The organism is Halosolutus amylolyticus (assembly GCF_023566055.1).
Classification (GTDB): domain Archaea; phylum Halobacteriota; class Halobacteria; order Halobacteriales; family Natrialbaceae; genus Halosolutus; species Halosolutus amylolyticus.
Map to the genome: position 1 here is coordinate 83566 of NZ_JALIQP010000006.1, position 16056 is coordinate 99621.

14 protein-coding genes are annotated in these 16056 nt (G+C 67.4%); 6 read left to right on the forward strand and 8 right to left on the reverse strand.

All coding sequences use genetic code 11. The features are described 5' to 3' along the window. Positions 1-68: 68 nt before the first annotated feature. The 3 genes from MUN73_RS19675 to MUN73_RS19685 are packed head-to-tail and all read left to right on the forward strand — an operon-like array spanning position 69 to position 2964. Positions 69-554 carry an Lrp/AsnC family transcriptional regulator gene (locus MUN73_RS19675; RefSeq protein WP_250142220.1) on the forward strand — a complete coding sequence of 162 codons (486 nt, stop codon included), beginning with the start codon at positions 69-71 and terminating at the stop codon, positions 552-554. Then, positions 551-1708 (forward strand): pyridoxal phosphate-dependent aminotransferase, encoded by a 1158-nt coding sequence (locus MUN73_RS19680; RefSeq protein ID WP_250142221.1) that lies wholly within the window; start codon positions 551-553, stop codon positions 1706-1708. Before MUN73_RS19675 ends, MUN73_RS19680 begins: the two co-directional genes overlap by 4 nt. Positions 1709-1752: 44 nt before the next feature. Beyond that, positions 1753-2964 (forward strand): GNAT family N-acetyltransferase, encoded by a 1212-nt coding sequence (locus MUN73_RS19685; protein ID WP_250142222.1) that lies wholly within the window; start codon positions 1753-1755, stop codon positions 2962-2964. 2 nt (positions 2965-2966) lie between these two features. On the opposite strand, the gene MUN73_RS19690 is transcribed toward MUN73_RS19685, so the two are convergent. The 3 genes from MUN73_RS19690 to MUN73_RS19700 form a co-directional block, all read right to left on the reverse strand. Beyond that, positions 2967-4142, reverse strand: coding sequence for an NAD(P)/FAD-dependent oxidoreductase (locus tag MUN73_RS19690; protein ID WP_250142223.1), 1176 nt, complete (start codon positions 4140-4142; stop codon positions 2967-2969). A 46-nt stretch (positions 4143-4188) separates the two neighbouring features. Beyond that, positions 4189-5295: an NAD(P)/FAD-dependent oxidoreductase gene (locus tag MUN73_RS19695; RefSeq protein WP_250142224.1), complete on the reverse strand. Its 1107-nt coding sequence runs from the start codon at positions 5293-5295 to the stop codon at positions 4189-4191. Between the two features lie 132 nt (positions 5296-5427). Then, positions 5428-5574, reverse strand: coding sequence for a hypothetical protein (locus MUN73_RS19700; protein ID WP_250142225.1), 147 nt, complete (start codon positions 5572-5574; stop codon positions 5428-5430). 122 nt (positions 5575-5696) lie between these two features. Here MUN73_RS19700 and MUN73_RS19705 point away from each other — a divergent pair, with 122 nt between their 5' ends. Beyond that, the gene (locus MUN73_RS19705; protein ID WP_250142226.1) at positions 5697-7589 is read left to right on the forward strand and encodes a PAS domain-containing protein; all 1893 of its coding nucleotides are present in this window, start codon (positions 5697-5699) and stop codon (positions 7587-7589) included. A 136-nt stretch (positions 7590-7725) separates the two neighbouring features. On the opposite strand, the gene MUN73_RS19710 is transcribed toward MUN73_RS19705, so the two are convergent. The 3 genes from MUN73_RS19710 to MUN73_RS19720 all read right to left on the reverse strand — a co-directional run bounded on the left by MUN73_RS19710 (position 7726) and on the right by MUN73_RS19720 (position 12297). Then, entirely contained in the window at positions 7726-8313 is a 588-nt protein-coding gene (locus MUN73_RS19710) for a response regulator transcription factor (RefSeq protein ID WP_250142227.1), read from the reverse strand. Between the two features lie 250 nt (positions 8314-8563). Further along, positions 8564-10786: a phosphoribosylformylglycinamidine synthase subunit PurL gene (purL, locus tag MUN73_RS19715; protein ID WP_250142228.1), complete on the reverse strand. Its 2223-nt coding sequence runs from the start codon at positions 10784-10786 to the stop codon at positions 8564-8566. 155 nt (positions 10787-10941) lie between these two features. Next, positions 10942-12297, reverse strand: coding sequence for a M14 family zinc carboxypeptidase (locus tag MUN73_RS19720; protein WP_250142229.1), 1356 nt, complete (start codon positions 12295-12297; stop codon positions 10942-10944). Between the two features lie 235 nt (positions 12298-12532). On the opposite strand from MUN73_RS19720, the gene MUN73_RS19725 reads away from it, so the two are divergent. Beyond that, positions 12533-13219: a PHP domain-containing protein gene (locus MUN73_RS19725; RefSeq protein WP_250142230.1), complete on the forward strand. Its 687-nt coding sequence runs from the start codon at positions 12533-12535 to the stop codon at positions 13217-13219. Then, a complete protein-coding gene (locus MUN73_RS19730) occupies positions 13216-14319 on the forward strand; it encodes an asparagine synthase C-terminal domain-containing protein (RefSeq protein ID WP_250142231.1) in 1104 nt (367 codons plus the stop codon). The genes MUN73_RS19725 and MUN73_RS19730 overlap by 4 nt, the downstream gene beginning before the upstream one ends. A 134-nt stretch (positions 14320-14453) precedes the next feature. Here MUN73_RS19730 and MUN73_RS19735 read toward each other — a convergent pair whose 3' ends face one another. Next, positions 14454-15545 (reverse strand): Mrp/NBP35 family ATP-binding protein, encoded by a 1092-nt coding sequence (locus MUN73_RS19735; protein ID WP_250142232.1) that lies wholly within the window; start codon positions 15543-15545, stop codon positions 14454-14456. Positions 15546-15678: 133 nt separating this feature from the next. Next, a complete protein-coding gene (locus MUN73_RS19740; RefSeq protein ID WP_250142233.1) occupies positions 15679-15984 on the reverse strand; it encodes a hypothetical protein in 306 nt (101 codons plus the stop codon). Positions 15985-16056: the final 72 nt, after the last annotated feature.

The window sequence follows — 16056 nt, forward strand, 5'->3', positions numbered from 1 at the left end:
GACCGGTCCCGCGATCGATCGGCCTGAAAAGAACAACGCTTTTACTCGCGCTTCTGCTTGCCGTTGGTATGAGCGAACGCGAGGTGCTCGAGTTGCTTCGTGAGAACGCGCGGTACTCGGCGGCGGACATCGCGCGAATGACCGACCTCGATGACGGCGAGGTCGAGGCAGCCATCGAGGAACTCGAGGCGGCAGGCGTCGTTCGTGGCTACCAGGCCGTCGTCGACTGGGACAAACTGGAAGACGAACGCGTCCGTGCCGAGGTCGAGTTGAACGTTACGCTCGATCGCGAGACGGGCTACGACGACATCGCAGAGCGCCTCGCACGGTTCCCGCAGGTCAAGGCACTCCGGCTGGTCAGCGGCGACTACGACTTCGACATGGAGGTCGAGGGCGACTCCATCCGGGAGGTCTCGCAGTTCATCAGCGAGAAGGTCGCGCCCGTCCCCGAGATCACCCAGACGGTCACCCACTACGTGATGACCTCCTACAAGGAGAACGGGATCGAACTCGGCGACGGGGAGGACGACGATCGGCTCTCTGTCTCGCCATGACGATCGAGCTGTCGGACCGCGTCCGGGCGGTCCCGCCATCGGGTATCCGGCGCTTTTTCGAGATCGCCGAGGAGCGCGACGATGTTATCTCGCTCGGCGTCGGCGAACCCGACTTCTCGACCCCGTGGGCCGCACGGGACGCCGCGATCACCTCGCTGGAGCAGGGCAAGACCTCCTACACAGCGAACCGCGGGAAACGCGAACTCCGGGAGTCGATCGCCGACTACGTCGCAGATCGGTTCGACCTCGGCTACAATCCGGGCGAGGAGATCATCGTGACCGCGGGCGCGAGCGAGGCGGTCGACCTTGCGTTCCGGGCGTTCGTCGACCCCGGCGACACGGTCGCGATCGCCCAGCCGTCGTACATCTCCTACGAACCCGGCGTGATCTTCGCCGGCGGCGAGGTGCTTCCGGTCCCCACGAGAAAGGAAGACGAGTTCCGACTCACCGTCGAGGGACTCGAAGCGGCGGGCGCGGCCGACGCCGACGTGCTCGTCGTCTGTTACCCCAACAACCCGACGGGCGCGATCATGCGCGAGGCGGACCTCGAACCGATCGCCGAGTTCGCCCGCGAGCACGACCTCACCGTCTTCTCGGACGAGATCTACGCCGAGTTGACCTACGAGGGCGAGCACACCTCGATCGCGACCCTCGAGGGGATGCGCGAGCGGACGATCGTCTTCAACGGGTTCTCGAAAGCCCACGCGATGACCGGCCTCCGACTCGGCTACGCGCTGGGACCGGCGGACGCGATCGGGGCGATGAACAAGATCCACCAGTACACGATGCTGTCGGCCCCGACGACGGCCCAGCACGCGGCCATCGAGGCGCTGGATTCCTGCGAGAACGACGTCCGCGAGATGGTCGACCAGTACGATCGGCGTCGCCAGTTCGTCCTCTCGCGGTTTCGCGAGATCGGCCTCGACGTCTTCGAGGCGAAGGGGGCGTTCTACTGTTTCCCCGAGGTGCCCGACGGCTTCACCGCGGAGGAGTTCGCGGAGGGCGTCCTCCGCGAGCAGGGCGTCGCCGTCGTCCCCGGTGACGTCTTTGGCGACGGCGGCGAGGGCCACCTCCGGATCTCCTACGCAACGGGTCTCGAGGACCTCCGCGAGGCGCTGGCCCGGATCGAGGCGTTCGTCGCGGACCACGGCTAACGCAGTTTACGAACGTTCTTCTCGATCGCCTCGCATTCGCTGGTATGGTCGACTACCGTCCCATCCCGGACGAGCGGGACGTCTTCCACGAGTACCGAAGGTACGCGTTCACGCCCCACGAGGGCGTTCCGGCGTACGATCCAGCGGAGCACGACACGCCGCGGGCGACGCTCGGCGCTCGCCGCGGCCTTTACGAACATGCGGACGACGAGCGGCCGCGCTGCGTCTGTCGTCACTACTGGCTCGAGGCCCACGTTCGCGGGGAGACGCACGCGACCGCCGGGCTCGCGTCGGTCGCTACACCTCCCGAGTATCGCCGCGCCGGCTACGTTCGCCAGCTTCTCGCCGAGTCGCTCGCCGAGTATCGCACCCACGGCGTCCGGTTCTCGGTCCTGTGGCCGTTCCGGTACCGCTTCTACCGGCAGTACGGCTGGGACACCGCCAACCGGATCGTCACCCACGAGTGTGACCCGGGCGCCCTCTCGTTCGCGGCGGATCGCGATCGGGGCTCCGTCGGGCCGGTCGACGCCGACGAGTACGACGCGATCGAACCGGTCTACGACGAGTGGACCGATCGCCACGCGCTCGCGCTCGATCGCGACGAAACCTGGTGGCGCCACCGCGTCTTCGGCGGCCACGACGTCGATCCGTTCGTCTACGCGTACGAACGGGACGGGGAACCGCACGGGTATCTCGTCTACACGATCGACGACGACGGCGGCGAGCAAACGATGACCGTCACGGAACTGGCGGCCGTCGATCACGGGGCCTACCGGGCGATGCTGGCGTTCTGTTACGATCACGACTCGCAGGTGGATCGCGTCCGGTTCCGGATGCCGGCGGACGACCTCCTGCGCGCGACCGCGGCCGATCCCGACGAGATCGAGACGATCGTCGAGAACGGGCCGATGGTCCGGATCGTCGACGTCGCGGACACCCTGGCGGCGCTGTCGTACCTGTCCCTCGATCGATCGCTGACGCTCGCGGTCGCCGACCCGCTCGCCGACTGGAACGACCGGACGTTCTCCCTCGACGTCTCGGACGGCCGCGCCGAGTGTGCGCGAATCGATTCGCCGGCCGCGGACGACCCGGACGTGACGCTCGACGTGGCAACGCTCTCGCAACTCGCCGTCGGCGCCCGATCGGCCGCGACGCTCGATCGGCTGGGGCGACTCCAGGACGCGACCCCGGAGACGGTCGCGACGCTCGCGGACCTGTTCCCGGAGCGGGACGTCTACCTCGGGGAGTTCTTCTGACCCTAGACGACGTTGCGTTCCGTGCGCTTTTCACCCGACGCGAACCGATCGCTCGAAAGCGCCTCGCCGTCGACGAGCGATACCTCGCCGTCGACGGCCAGTTCGGCGACGAGTCGACCGGTCGCGGGCGCGTGCTGGAAGCCGTGGCCTGAAAAGCCGGCGGCAGTGATGAACCCGGGAAGGGTCTCCTCGACGATCGCGTTGTCGTCCGGCGTCACGGCGTACAGCCCCGCCCAGCCGCGCTTGAGCCGCGACTCCGGACCGAAGTAGGTCGTCCACTCGCTGGTCCGCTCGACGACGTCTGCGGCCCAGTCGAAATCCATCGACGTTTCGTATCCTCCCGGGTCGCGCGCCGGATCGGCGTCGGCGAGGTGACCGCCGACGAGCGCGTCGCCGTCCCGATCGGGTCGGAAGTAGGTGCCGCTTCCGAGGTCGATCGTCAGCGGATCCGTCTCCGGAATCGCCGTTTCGGGTTCGACGACGGCGATCTGTCGGCGCTTCGGCGTGATCGGAAGCGAGACGTCGGCCAGTTCGGCGACCCGTCCGGCCCACGGCCCCGCCGCGTTGACGACGAATTCGGCCTCGAGTTGGCTCTCGGGCGTCTCGACACCCGTTACCCGACCGTCGCGATCGGTGCCGGGGCCGGAACCGTCCGCTCGGAGGACGTCGATCACCGGCGTCTTCGTCCGCACGTCGACCCCGGCGTCGCTCGCCGCCCGGGCGTAGGCCTGGAGCGCGAGGTGCGGATCGGCGACCCCGTCCGTCGGCGAGTACGTCGCCGCGACGAACCGCTCGGGATCGATCCCGGAACAGTACTCTCGGGCCGCATCCGGGTCGAGCACCTCGCTCGGGACGCCGCGATCGTTCTGCATGGCAACCGTCTCCTCGAACGCCGCGGCGGTCTCCTCGTCCCGGGCGAGGAAGAGATACCCCGTCTTCCGGTAGTCGATGTCGGTGCCGAACCGCTCCTCGAACGCGTCCCAGACGCGCATGCTCTCGCGGGAGAGGTCGACGTTGACCGGCGTCGAGAACTGCGCGCGGATGCCGCCGGCCGCCCGTTCGGTGCTCCCGCCGCCGATCGATCCCTTCTCGCAGACGGTTACGTCGACGCCGCGCTCTGCCAGTGCGTACGCGCTCGAGAGGCCGACGATGCCGCCGCCGACCACGATCACGTTCATACGCCACCAATTGACACGGCCGGAGATAAGCGTTCGTTCGATCGAATCAGGAGAACCGATCGGGGGAGAGTCGATCGCGAATGTCTGGATCGGGTTCGCCGTCGATCGCTTCGCCGACGACGTCGGCGACGGCCGGCGCGAGCGTGATCCCGTGGCCGGTCATCCCGCAGGCGACGACGAACCCGTCGACCGACGTCTCGCCGACGATCGGCCGGCCGTCCGGGGTGACGGTCCGGAGGCCGATCCACGAATCGACGACTGTCGCGTCCGCGAGCGCAGGAACGTCGGTCGCCAGTTCGGTGGCGGACGCGACGAATTCGTCCGGGACCGAGAGCGTGTCCGGATCGTACTGCTGTCCGTCGACGTACGTCGTCAGGAATTCGCCGATCCACGCCCGGGTCCCGTCGGTACCGACCCCGGGCCGGACGTACCGGTTCGACTCGAAGATGGTTACCGGGCCGTCGATCGGTTCGGCAGCCTCGAGTTCGACCATCGGCCCTTTCGTGTGACAGAGCGGAAGCGAGACGCCGACCGCCTCGTTCAGGCGCGGGGCCCACGGCCCCGTCGCGTTGACGACGCGATCCGCTTCGACCCTCCCCTCGTCCGTGACGACGCCCGAGACGGCCCCCTCGGTCGTTTCGACGTTCGTGACCGCGACGCCCGTTCGGACGTCGACGCCGTTGCGACGTGCACGATCGGCGAAGGCCGTCGCGATCGCTCCCGGTTCGTCGAACACGGTGTCGGCGGGCGTGTAGAGTGCACCGGCGAACCTCGCGGGTTCGATGCCGTACTCGGCCAGTTCCGTCGCCTCGACGAACGACGCGTCGACGCCGTACTCCCGGAGCGCCGTCGCCGACCCGGCGAGACGATCGGCGAACGTGGGCGTCTCAGCCACGTAGAGTACGCCCAGTCCCTCCGGGTCCAGCGACGACGAGTCGAGCAGGTCCCGGTACCCCGATCGCGCCCGCGATCGCAGTCGCAGATCGAACGGTTCCGGTTCGACCGCGGCCCGCATCACGATCCCCGCGGAGGCGGCCGTCGTTTCGCGGCCGATGTCCGCTCGTTCGAACAGGGTCACGTCGTGGTCCGTCTCCCCGAGTCGCGACGCGATTGCCGTGCCGACGATGCCACCGCCGACGATGACGACGTTCATGCGGGTAGGTACCACGGCAGGGACGAAAGAACCTCCCCCGGGACGCTGATCCGGTCTGCTGTCCCGATTCGCCGGCGCGATCGCAGGACTGCTCGCGGTCGCGCGGGCAATGACTGATACGGATTGCTGTAACTATTTACCGCCGATCACCAGAACGGGGTCGGTGATCGGCGGTAATTGACTACAGCAGTCCGTATGACAGCAGTCCGTCTGGCTCCCGTCGGCGACGGCGCCCGACTCGGCCGCCGGCAGGACGACGCCGTCGCGCCGAACAGCCACGACACTGAAATACCGCCTTCGAGTAGTAGCACATAACTGTCTCCAGTGATGACCGGAACGGGAGTGGGCTCTAGCTGTCAGGACGCCCGTCACGGGTCGAGCGGGTTCGGGGGTGAACAGCCGTGACGTCACGATCGGTACCGATCGTCGACCGGGTCACCGACGCGTTCTTCGCGCTCGATACGGACTTCCGGTTCACCTATCTCAACGATCGGGCCGAGGCGTTGCTCGAACGGTCGCGAGAGGAGTTGCTCGGTCGCGTCATGTGGGACGAGTTCCCCGAAACCGTCGAGACACAGTTCCCGGACGGCTTTTACCGCGCGATGGACGAACAGGTACCCGTCTCGTTCGACATCTACCACGCGAACGTCGAGACCTGGTTCGAGACCCGGGCCTACCCCTCCGAGACCGGGCTCTCGGTTTACATGCGCGACGTCACCCACCGGAAGCGACAGGAGACGACGCTGGCCCAGCACGCGGCCGTCGTCGAGGCCGGCCACGACGGCGTCGTGACGCTCGACCGGAACCGCGAGATCGTCACCGTCAACCGGGCGCTCGAGACGTTGCTCGGGGTCGATCGATCGGCGTTGATCGGCGAACACGTCGAAATCGTCCCCGAACTCGCGGGAATCGATCCGGTCGACACCCTCGAGATCGGCCGAGCGATCACCGACGTCGACGTCGGAAACGCCGACCGGCGCAACCTCGAGGTCGCCTTTACCGACGCCGGCGGCACCGATCGGATGGGCGAGTTCCGGATCGTCCCGATCGAGGACAACCGGGCGACCGTCGCCGTCATCCTCCGCGACGTCACCGACCAGCACGAACACGAGCGCGTCGTCACGTCGCTCCACGAGATCACCCGGTGGCTCCTCGAGTCCGACGATCCGGAGGAGATCTGTGCGATCGCCGTCCACGCGGGCAGCGACCTGCTCGAGTTCCCGATCAGCGGCGTCTGGTTGCTCGACGACGAACACGGCTATCTCGATCCCGTCGCTGGCACCGCGGGTGCTCACGAAGAGTTCGGCGGCCTGCCCCGCTTTTATGTTGGGGAGGGACTCGTCTGGGACGTCTTCGAGTCCGGCGAGATCGAGCGCTTCGACGATCTCCGGGCGGTCGAGGGCCTCTACAACCCCGACTCGCCCATCCGATCCGAGATCATCGCCCCGATCGGGACCCACGGCGTCCTCATGACCGGGTCGCGCTCGCCCAACCAGTTCGACGAGACCGACGTCGACCTGCTCTCGACGCTCGTCGAGAACACCCGGGCCGCGCTCGATCGGGCCGACCGGGAGCGGATGCTCCGCGATCGAACGACGGAACTCGAGCGTCGGACCGAACGACTCGAGTCCGTCGCGGAGATCCTCTCGAACGACCTGAAAGACCAGCTCGAGCGGGTATCGGAAGCGCTCGAGGACGAACCCGACGAGTGGGAGTTCCCCCTCGCGGACGATGCCGTCGAGACCACGCTCGACAGGGCCGAAACCCTCGTCGACGACGTCCGGGAGTTCGCCCGGAACGCGTCCGCCGTCGGGCCCCGGAGCCGGATCGACCTCGAATCGGCGATCGAGACGGCGATCGACCGGTCCCGCCTCGACGACGACGCGGTCATCGTCGACCAGTCGGCGATGCTCCGGGCCGACGCCGATCGGTTCGTCCACCTGCTCGAGACGGCGTTCGACAACATCGCGGCGCGTGCCGAGTCGGACGTGACGGTCCAGGTCGGGGTCGTCGGCGTCGAAAACACCGGCCGGACCGGCCGGTCGCAGGACTCACGCGGGTTCTTCCTGCTCGACGACGCCACCGAGATCCCGCCGACCGCCCACGAGCAGGTCCTCGACCCCTCCGCAGACGACGAGACCGCGATCGACGGCCTCGGACTGGCGCTCGTGCGAGCGATCGCGGAGGCTCACGACTGGACGATCTCGGTCGACAACGGCGAACACGGCGGAACGCGCATCGAGATCAGGGACGTGACGACGCTCGAACTGGGCGAATCCCCGGCCCTGCAGTGACCGGCGACGAAGCGCACCGCCGATCGGGCGATCGACGCCGGCGTGTGACGCTGTCATACGGTTTACTGTACGTCATTTCCGGCGCAACCGCGATCCGGGCGGCGGTTGCGCCGGTACATCGTTACAGCAATCCGCATCAGTCCTCGAACACTGTCTCCCGCGTGATGTCCTGACAGAGCCGTCGGTAGCTGTCGCTCTCGAGGAGTTCCTCCATCGTCTCCGCGACGTTCGCCTTGAGCACGGCCAGGCGATCCTCGAGTTCGGCGTACTCCTGGCTCGTCTTGCGTTCGGCCTCGGTCTTCTGGGCGTCGAGCAGCGCTTTCTTCGAGGCGAGCGCGAACAGGGTCTGAAGTTGCTCGTCGTACGACGAGCGGAGCAGTAGCCGGTCGATGATCGAGTGCAGTTCGTCCTTCGAGACGGGTTTGACGAGGTAGTCGTCGAATCCCATCCCGATGATGTCGAAGTCGGGTTCGACCGCGGTCACCATCGCGACGCGACAGTCGAGGTCACGCTCCCGGATGGTATCGAGCACGGTGTCCCCGGAGAGCCCCGGCATCCGTCGATCGAGGAGGACGATGTCGACGGTCTCCTCGATGGATTCGAGCGCCTCGGTCCCGTCGTAGGCCGTCGACACGTCGTACCCCTCGTCGAGCCACGCGGCGTAGAGATTCGCGAGGTCGGGCTCGTCTTCGACGATCAGGACGGACGGGTGCTCTGGGTCCATCGACGTGTTCCTCCGGAGACTCCGGTTCGTTGGAGGGGTTGTACCGAGAGTATATCAAAATTCCGGGCGATCGACGGCGATCGATTTCCGGACGCCGGCGGAACCGATCGAGACCGATCGAATCGCCCCGATCCAGTTTCATACGGTTTACTGTAAGTCATTTCCGGCGCAACCGCCGCCCGGATCGCGGTTGCGCCGGTAAATCGGTACAGCAATCCGTATCAGGCAGAGTCTCTCGTCACGATTCGGGTCACTGGAGTTCGCGTTCGATCGTCGCGCGCCGGTCGGCGATGGCGGCCGCGTCGGTCGCGATCGTCCGATCCCCGACCGCGATCGAAAGCCGGCCGTCGGCCGTCGCCGAGCCGAGTTCGTGGACCGGCGCGACGCCGTCGAAGGCCTCGCGGACCGCGTCGGGCGACCTGGTCTGGACGAGCGCGCGACCCGGCTGTTCGTGGAAGAGTGCGCCCGCGGGGTCGTCGCCTGCACCCGGGATCGAGACCTCGAGTCCGGCGTCCCCGGTGACCATCTCGGCGAGCGCGACGGCGAGACCGCCGTGACTGACGTCGTGGACGGCCAGCGTGGCATCGTCGTTCGCTACGCTTGCGAGCGTTTCGACGACGGCTGCGGGTTCCTCGGGGAGGGCGGGGAACCGATCGCTGCCGTCGAACCGCGCGAGGTATTCGGAGCCCCCGAGTTGGGGCTCGCTCGCGAGGCCGAGGTCGCCGACCAGGAGGAGGGTGCCCTCGGGCGCGACCGAGAGCGGCGGCGCGTCGTAGCCGTCTTTCGTCCCGACCATCGCGAGCGTCGGCGTCGGGGGGATCGGGCCGGCCACCGAGTCGTTGTACAGCGAGACGTTCCCGCCGACGACTGGTGTGGACAGCGTCTCGCACATCTCGGCCAGCCCGTCGACGATCCCCTCGAAGCCGCCGTAGACGTCGGGTTTCTCGGGGTTGCCGCCGTTCAGGCAGTCGACCGCGGCCAGCGGGATCGCCCCCTTCGCCGCGATGTTCGTCGCGTTCTCGAGCGCGATCGCTCTCGCGCCGGCGTACGGGGCGATGCTGGTCCAGTTCGGTGCCGCACCGGAAGAGATGGCGAGCCCTTGCTCGGCTTCGCGAACCGCGATGATCGCCGCGTCGTCTCCCGGCCCGACGCTCGTCCGCACGCCGACCTCGTGATCGTACTGGCGGTAGACCCACCGCTTCGAGGCGGTGTTCGGACTGGAGACGATCGTCTCGAACGCCTCCACGAGGTCGACCTCGGGGAGGTCCGTCGGGGGCTGGTCCGGTTCCTCGCTCTCTAACTCGTTCATCGGCGCGCCCTCGCCCAGGAAGTAGGCGTCGACGTCGACGACCGTCTCGCGCTCTCGCGGCTCCGCACCGTCGCCGCTCGAGTCGTCCGAGGCGCGTTGCGCCTCGCTCCCCTCGAACGTGCAGACGTAGTTGCCGTCCGTGACCTCGCCGATGACCGAACAGCCCAGATCGAACTTCTCGGCGACCTCCTCGACGCGATCGACGTTTTCGGGTTCGACCTCGTAACACATCCGCTCCTGGGACTCGGCGAGCAGGATCTCGAGCGCCGACATGTTGGGTTCGCGCTGGTGGACCCGATCGAGTTCGATGTGGGCACCGAGGCCGCCCTTGGCGACCAGTTCGCTCGAGGCACCGCCGAGGCCGGCCGCGCCGAGGTCGCGGGCGGACTCGATCAGGCCCTCGTCGACGAGGACCTCGTTGGCCTCGATGAGCAGTTTTTCGGCGTAGGGGTCGCCGACCTGGACCGCGGGTCGGTCTTCGGTCTCGGCGTCCTCCGCGAGGTCCTCGCTGGCGAAACTCGCGCCGCCGAGGCCGTCGCGACCGGTGGCGTTGCCGACGAGCACGAGTTTGTTCCCGGGTTCCTGGGCCTCGGCGGTGACGAGTCGCTCCTCGTTCGTGAGGCCGACGCAGGCGACGTTCACCAGCGGGTTCCCCTCGTAGTCGGGGTGGAAGTCGACGCTCCCGGCGACCGTGGGAACGCCGATGCAGTTGCCGTAGTGGCTGATCCCCTCGACGACGCCCTCGAAGAGGTACTTCGAGTGTTCGCGATCGAACTCGCCGAAGTACAGCGAGTCCGCGAGCGCGATCGGGTACGCGCCCATCGAGAGGGTGTCCCGGACGATGCCCCCGACGCCGGTCGCCGCGCCGTCGAACGGGTCCACGTAGGAGGGATGATTGTGGCTCTCGATGCCCATCGTGATGTACGTCGTCCCGTCCCCGTCGTCGTCCGCGTTCTCACCCGGCAGTGCGACGACCGCCGCGTCGTCGCCCGGCCCCACGACGACCTGCTCCCCCTCGCTCTCGAACGCCGACAGCAGGGGTCGCGAGGAGCGGTACGCGCAGTGTTCGCTCCAGAGGTTCTCGAACAGCGCCGCCTCCGCCGCCGTCGGCTCTCGCCCCAGCTCCTCGACGACGAGTTTGCGGTCCGGATCGGCAAGACTCATTCACCTAGGTGGTGAAAGTCGGACGGTAAATGGGTTTCTATACGCACGATCGTGCATTAGTCCAGCCGGAGTCCCGCGGATGGTCCGGTACGACGCGAGCGCGATCGGCGACCCGTACCGGGGCGATACGCACTCGGGGGACGATCGCTACGGCGTCATCGCCGTCGCGACGAGGACCCGCGTTCGTCGTGGGGATTGTCGATCCCCTCCGGGATCGGCAGGTCGAAGTAGGTCGTCTCGTCCACGTCGTGGATCGATCCGTCAGCGATTCGCTCGAACGTGGCCATGATCCCCTCGACGGAGACCTTCACCATGGTGCCGAGGGCCTTCTGGCCGCGATCATCGCTCTGGTGGGAGACCTCGTAGAGCGCACCCGCGGCGTCGGTCTGCGGACAGAGCGCGTCGAGATACGAGCCCCAGAGCGGCCCGTACGCGTACCGCGTGATCGTGTCGAGTCGACCGCGACCGAACTGGTCCATCCGTTCCGGAACGAGCCCCGCCAGCTGGAGGGAACGGGTCTGCGCGTCGACGGACATGAACGGGTTGCCCTCGGCGACGTAGGGAGCGTAGTCGACGCCCTCGAGATTCGCGTACGTCGGCCCGTAGGGAGCCATCACGCTCATGATCGATTGCCACTGCGGGCCCGAATTCCCGTCGGGGGCCTCGGGAACGGCGGTCGGTCCCTGGTGGTGGTGCGTGAGCGCCCAGTCAGGATCGGCAGCGAGGAACGATTCGGTGACCGCCCGCGTCTCCGGATTGAGGTTCAGTCCGGCGCTCCAGAGTTCGTCGTAGGGATCGCCGTCTTTCAGATCGAGCGGGACCTGGTCCACCGGGACGTCGAGATAGCCCAGATTCGCCTCCTCGTCGACGACGGTCCACCACTCCTCGGGTTCGTCGAAGGGCTCGAATCCCGGAACGATACTGAACCCGCGATTCAGGTCGTACCCCGGGACGTCCAGATTGTACGCGTAGGAATTCGCGTTGGCGTATCGGGAATCGTCGTCGGCCCACGTCGACGTGTTGTATCGCCGCTGGCGGAACTCGCCGTTGTCCCCGAGTCCGTCGTCGCCGACGAAGTTCGCCCCGTCCGGGTTCACCCGCGGCACGATCGTGATCGTCAACTCGTCCAGGATTCGATCGATCTCCGCCGCGGATCCGGTCGCCAGCCGCTGCAGAATCTCGACCATCGCCTCCGCGCCGGTCGGTTCGTCGCCGTGGATCTGGTTGATGATGTGGACGCGCTCGTCGCCGTCGCCGACGGTCACCTCCCAGATCGGATCGCCGCGCCCGGCGGATTCGCCGATCCGTTCGAGGTCGACGCGATCGCTTCGCTCGTCGATTCGGCGGAGTCGTTCGCCGAGTTGGTCGTTGTCGAGGTAGCCGCTATAGTTGACGGCCCGCTCGTTCGGTGCCCACGGTCCGCCGGGCCGGTAGCGATCGTCGCGCGCGCTTACCGTCCCTGCCAGTGCCGATGCCGCGAGTCCCAGTTCGATGAATCGTCGTCGGTGCATACGAGGATACGGCCCGACTATCAAGAAACGTGATTATAAAATTATCGTGAGATATTGATTTTCCAACTATAGATCGACGCGTGTCCGAATGCCGATTTCTGCCTGACAAACCCCGGCGAGCGATCGACTGCTCCCGTCGTCAACCAGAAATCTCACTGCGCCGTACCGATCGACGAGCGCGTTCGACCGTCCGCTTATCGGGGCGCTTTTGATCAATCGCGCAAAACGATCACTCGTGCTGTCGGTCGAACTCCACACGCACTCGTCGCTGTCCTACGACGGCCGCGACCCGGTCGAGCTCATCTTAGAGCAGGCCAAGGCCGTCGGTCTCGACGCGATCGCGGTGACGGACCACGACGAGATCGACGCGAGCCTCGAAGCCGTCGAGCGCGCCCCCGAGTACGGGCTGGTCGCCATCCCCGGAATCGAGATCTCCAGCAAGGCCGGCCACGTCCTCGGACTGGGCGTCGAGGAGGCCGTACCACCCGGTCTCTCTTACGAGTCGACGATCGAGGCGATCCACGACCAGGGCGGTCTCGCGGTGATCCCGCACCCGTTCCAGGAGTCGCGCCACGGCGTCATGGCCCGGATCTCGCGCGACCAGCTCGCGCTGGGCGACGCGATCGAGATCTACAACTCGCGGCTGCTGACCGGGCGGGCGAACCGGCAGGCGGAACGGTTCGCACGGAGCCGCGACCTCCCGATGACCGCCGGGAGCGACGCCCACATCAGCGAGATGGTCGGGCAGGCCGTCACCCGGGTCGACGCCGACGAGCAATCCGCCGACGCGATTCTCGACGCGATCCGCGAGGGGAAGACGTCCGTCGAGGGAAAACGAACGCCGTGGCACATCAGCCTCCGGCAGTTCGGCGGCGGCGTCACGCGGCGACTCAGGAACACCGTCGTGGGGCTGTTCGGATGACGCTTCGCGGCGCCGATCGGGCCCTCGTTCGCGACGCGCTCGCGTCCGGCGACCCGCTCCCCGGGACGACCGGCTTCGCAGGACTCGTGGACGATCGGCTCGTTCGCGACGTCCTCGGGCGGGTGCCGCTATTCGTCGAGAGAGGGGCCGACGACCCGACGGCTGACGACGCCTGGGCGTTCGAACCGGCCGCGCTCGACGATCCCGAACTCGTTCCCGCCGGCGCAGTCGTGGGGCCCGACGACCCCGCGCCCACGACCCGCTGGTCCCTCCCCGACCCCGACCCCGACCCCGATCGATCGGCGGCGCTCGATCGGCTTCGCGAGGCGATCGAGACGGCCGCGGACGCCGCGACGTCCGGCACGGGGGACGTCGCCGTCGCGTTCTCCGGCGGCGTCGACTCGGCGCTCGTCGCGGAACTCCTCGACGCGCCGCTGTACGTCGTCGGCTTCCCGGACAGCCACGACGTCGAGGCGGCGCGCACGGCCGCGGACGCGATGGGGCGCGACCTCACCGTCGTCGACCTCGAACCGTCCGACCTCGAGCGGGCCGTGCCCGCGGTCGCGCGAGCGATCGGGCGCACGAACGCGATGGACGTCCAGATCGCCCTGCCGCTCTACCTGGTCGGCGAGCGGATCGCCGCCGACGGCTTCGATTCGCTCACGCTCGGCCAGGGGGCCGACGAACTGTTCGGCGGCTACGAGAAGGTCGTCCACCTCGATCACCGCGTCGAGGCCGACACGGTCCGCGGCGCGGTCCGGGAGGGGATCCGGAGCCTCCCCGACCAGCTTCCGCGGGACGTGCTCACCGTCGAAGCGGCGGGGCTCGAGCCGGTGACGCCGTTACTCCACGATGCCGTGATCGACGCCGCGCTCCGTCTGCCCGACGCCCTGTTGGCCGACGAGGAGAGGCGCAAGCGCGGCCTCCGGCTGGTCGCGACCGACTATCTCCCCGAGAAAATCGCATACCGCGACAAAAAGGCCGTCCAGTACGGGAGTCTCGTCGCCCGCGAACTCGATCGGCTGGCGAGACAGGCCGGCTACAAACGCCGTATGGACGACCACGTCACGAAGTACGTCGAATCGCTGCTCGACGAGTAGCGACACCGAGCGTCGTCGGCGACTCGATCGGTACCGGCAGAAAAACGCGACACTCGAACGAACCGCTGCCCGTCAGTTCTGGCACACCCGCAAGACGGTCGCGGTTGTGCCGGTAACCGGTACAGCAGACCGTATCAGTCCTCGGTCTCGGTCGGCAGCGCGTTGTCCGGTTCACCGCCCTTGTGCTCGGCGACCGTCCGGCGGTTGGTTTCGCCGACCCGATCGGCCGTCTCGGCGACGAACTCCTCGAGGGTATCCTGGACCGGACTTCGATCGTCCTTGACGAGCGCGCCTTCGCTCCCCTCGGCCCCGAAGTCGGGGTGGATCGGGATCTGACCGAGCAGCGGGATGTCGTACTTGTCGACGATCGTCTGGGCTCCCTCGGTGCCGAACAGGCCGTGTTCGTCGTCGCAGGTCGGACAGATGAACGAACTCATGTTCTCGACGACGCCGAGGACGGGCGTGTCGTGCTTGTTGAACATCTGGATGCCCTTCCGGGTGTCGTCCAGCGCCATCTCCTGTGGCGTCGTGACGACGACTGCGCCGGTGACCGGCATCGACTGCAGGAGGTTCAGCGTCGCGTCGCCGGTCCCCGGCGGGAGATCGACGATGAGGTAATCGAGCCGACCCCACTCGACCCCCTCGAGGAACTTCAGCATGAACTTGTTGACCATCGGTCCGCGCAGGATGGCGGGGTCGTCCTCCTCTTCCATCATGAAGCCCATACTGATGACCCGAACGCCGTCCGATCGCGGCGGGACGATGTCTTCGCTCGGGGTGACGCCCGGTTCGCTCTCGACCGGCAGGATCCGCGGGACGTTCGGCCCGTGAATGTCGGCGTCGAGCAGGCCGACCATGGCACCGCGTTTCTCGAGACCGGCCGCGAGGTTGGCCGCGATCGTCGTCTTGCCGACGCCACCTTTCCCGGAGGAGACGGCGATGACGTTTCGCACCCGAGGAAGAACCTCGTCGTCGAACCCGTGCTCCGCGCCGGCCTGTGCCCGGAGGTCGGCCTCGAGACCGACCTCGTCGCAGAGTTCCCGGATCCGGTTCCCCAGTTCCATCTCCGAGGGCGCGTACGGCGCGTTCAGCGCGAGCGAGATCCGTGCGGTCTCGTCGTCGATCGTCACGTCGTTGACCAGCCCCAGCGAGACGATGTCCTCGCCGATGTCGGGGTCTTCGATCTCCTCGAGTCTGATCTCAAGTTCGTGTTCTGTAATACTCATGGTGCGTCGATATCCGTTAGCGGGAGTAAGGGATCGAACCGGGATACGTGTGATGGTTCGAACCCCGAACCCGCGTCTCCGGGGACGCGAGACGCCTCCCGGGACGGGCGACGATCGCGATCGGCCGGCGCCGTTACGGGCCGACGGGGCCGAGCGGCTCCGGCACCCCGCCGTAGAAGACGATCCCGATGAGCATCGTCAGGATGAACATCCCGATCCACATCTGGGCCGTGATCCCGACCAGGTACGTTACGCCGAGCAGGCCGGTCTTCGTGTTCCGCGGCGTACCGAGAAACCACGCGGCCACCATGATGTACACCGGGACCAGGATGACCCCGAATATCAGGTACGTCCCCGTGTTCGGGAACCCGGTGAGCCCTGCCGTCCCATCGTAGCCGTGGTAGAGGACGGTGGAGACGAGTGTGTTGAGCACACCCATACCCCCACCGGAACCTTTGTCGTCATTTGGCATGCGATTTCAGGGTCCTTGTCGTCCCCGGCGTGACCGGTT

Bases quoted from the DNA above. Each gene is read 5' to 3' on its own strand.
- MUN73_RS19675 (WP_250142220.1), top strand. From the start codon at position 69: ATGAGCGAACGCGAGGTGCTCGAGTTGCTTCGTGAGAACGCGCGGTAC.
- MUN73_RS19680 (WP_250142221.1), top strand. From the start codon at position 551: ATGACGATCGAGCTGTCGGACCGCGTCCGGGCGGTCCCGCCATCGGGT.
- MUN73_RS19685 (WP_250142222.1), top strand. From the start codon at position 1,753: ATGGTCGACTACCGTCCCATCCCGGACGAGCGGGACGTCTTCCACGAG.
- MUN73_RS19690 (WP_250142223.1), bottom strand. From the start codon at position 4,142: ATGAACGTGATCGTGGTCGGCGGCGGCATCGTCGGCCTCTCGAGCGCG.
- MUN73_RS19695 (WP_250142224.1), bottom strand. From the start codon at position 5,295: ATGAACGTCGTCATCGTCGGCGGTGGCATCGTCGGCACGGCAATCGCG.
- MUN73_RS19710 (WP_250142227.1), bottom strand. From the start codon at position 8,313: ATGGACCCAGAGCACCCGTCCGTCCTGATCGTCGAAGACGAGCCCGAC.
- purL (WP_250142228.1), bottom strand. From the start codon at position 10,786: ATGAGTCTTGCCGATCCGGACCGCAAACTCGTCGTCGAGGAGCTGGGG.
- MUN73_RS19720 (WP_250142229.1), bottom strand. From the start codon at position 12,297: ATGCACCGACGACGATTCATCGAACTGGGACTCGCGGCATCGGCACTG.
- MUN73_RS19730 (WP_250142231.1), top strand. From the start codon at position 13,216: ATGACGCTTCGCGGCGCCGATCGGGCCCTCGTTCGCGACGCGCTCGCG.
- MUN73_RS19735 (WP_250142232.1), bottom strand. From the start codon at position 15,545: ATGAGTATTACAGAACACGAACTTGAGATCAGACTCGAGGAGATCGAA.
- MUN73_RS19740 (WP_250142233.1), bottom strand. From the start codon at position 15,984: ATGGGTGTGCTCAACACACTCGTCTCCACCGTCCTCTACCACGGCTAC.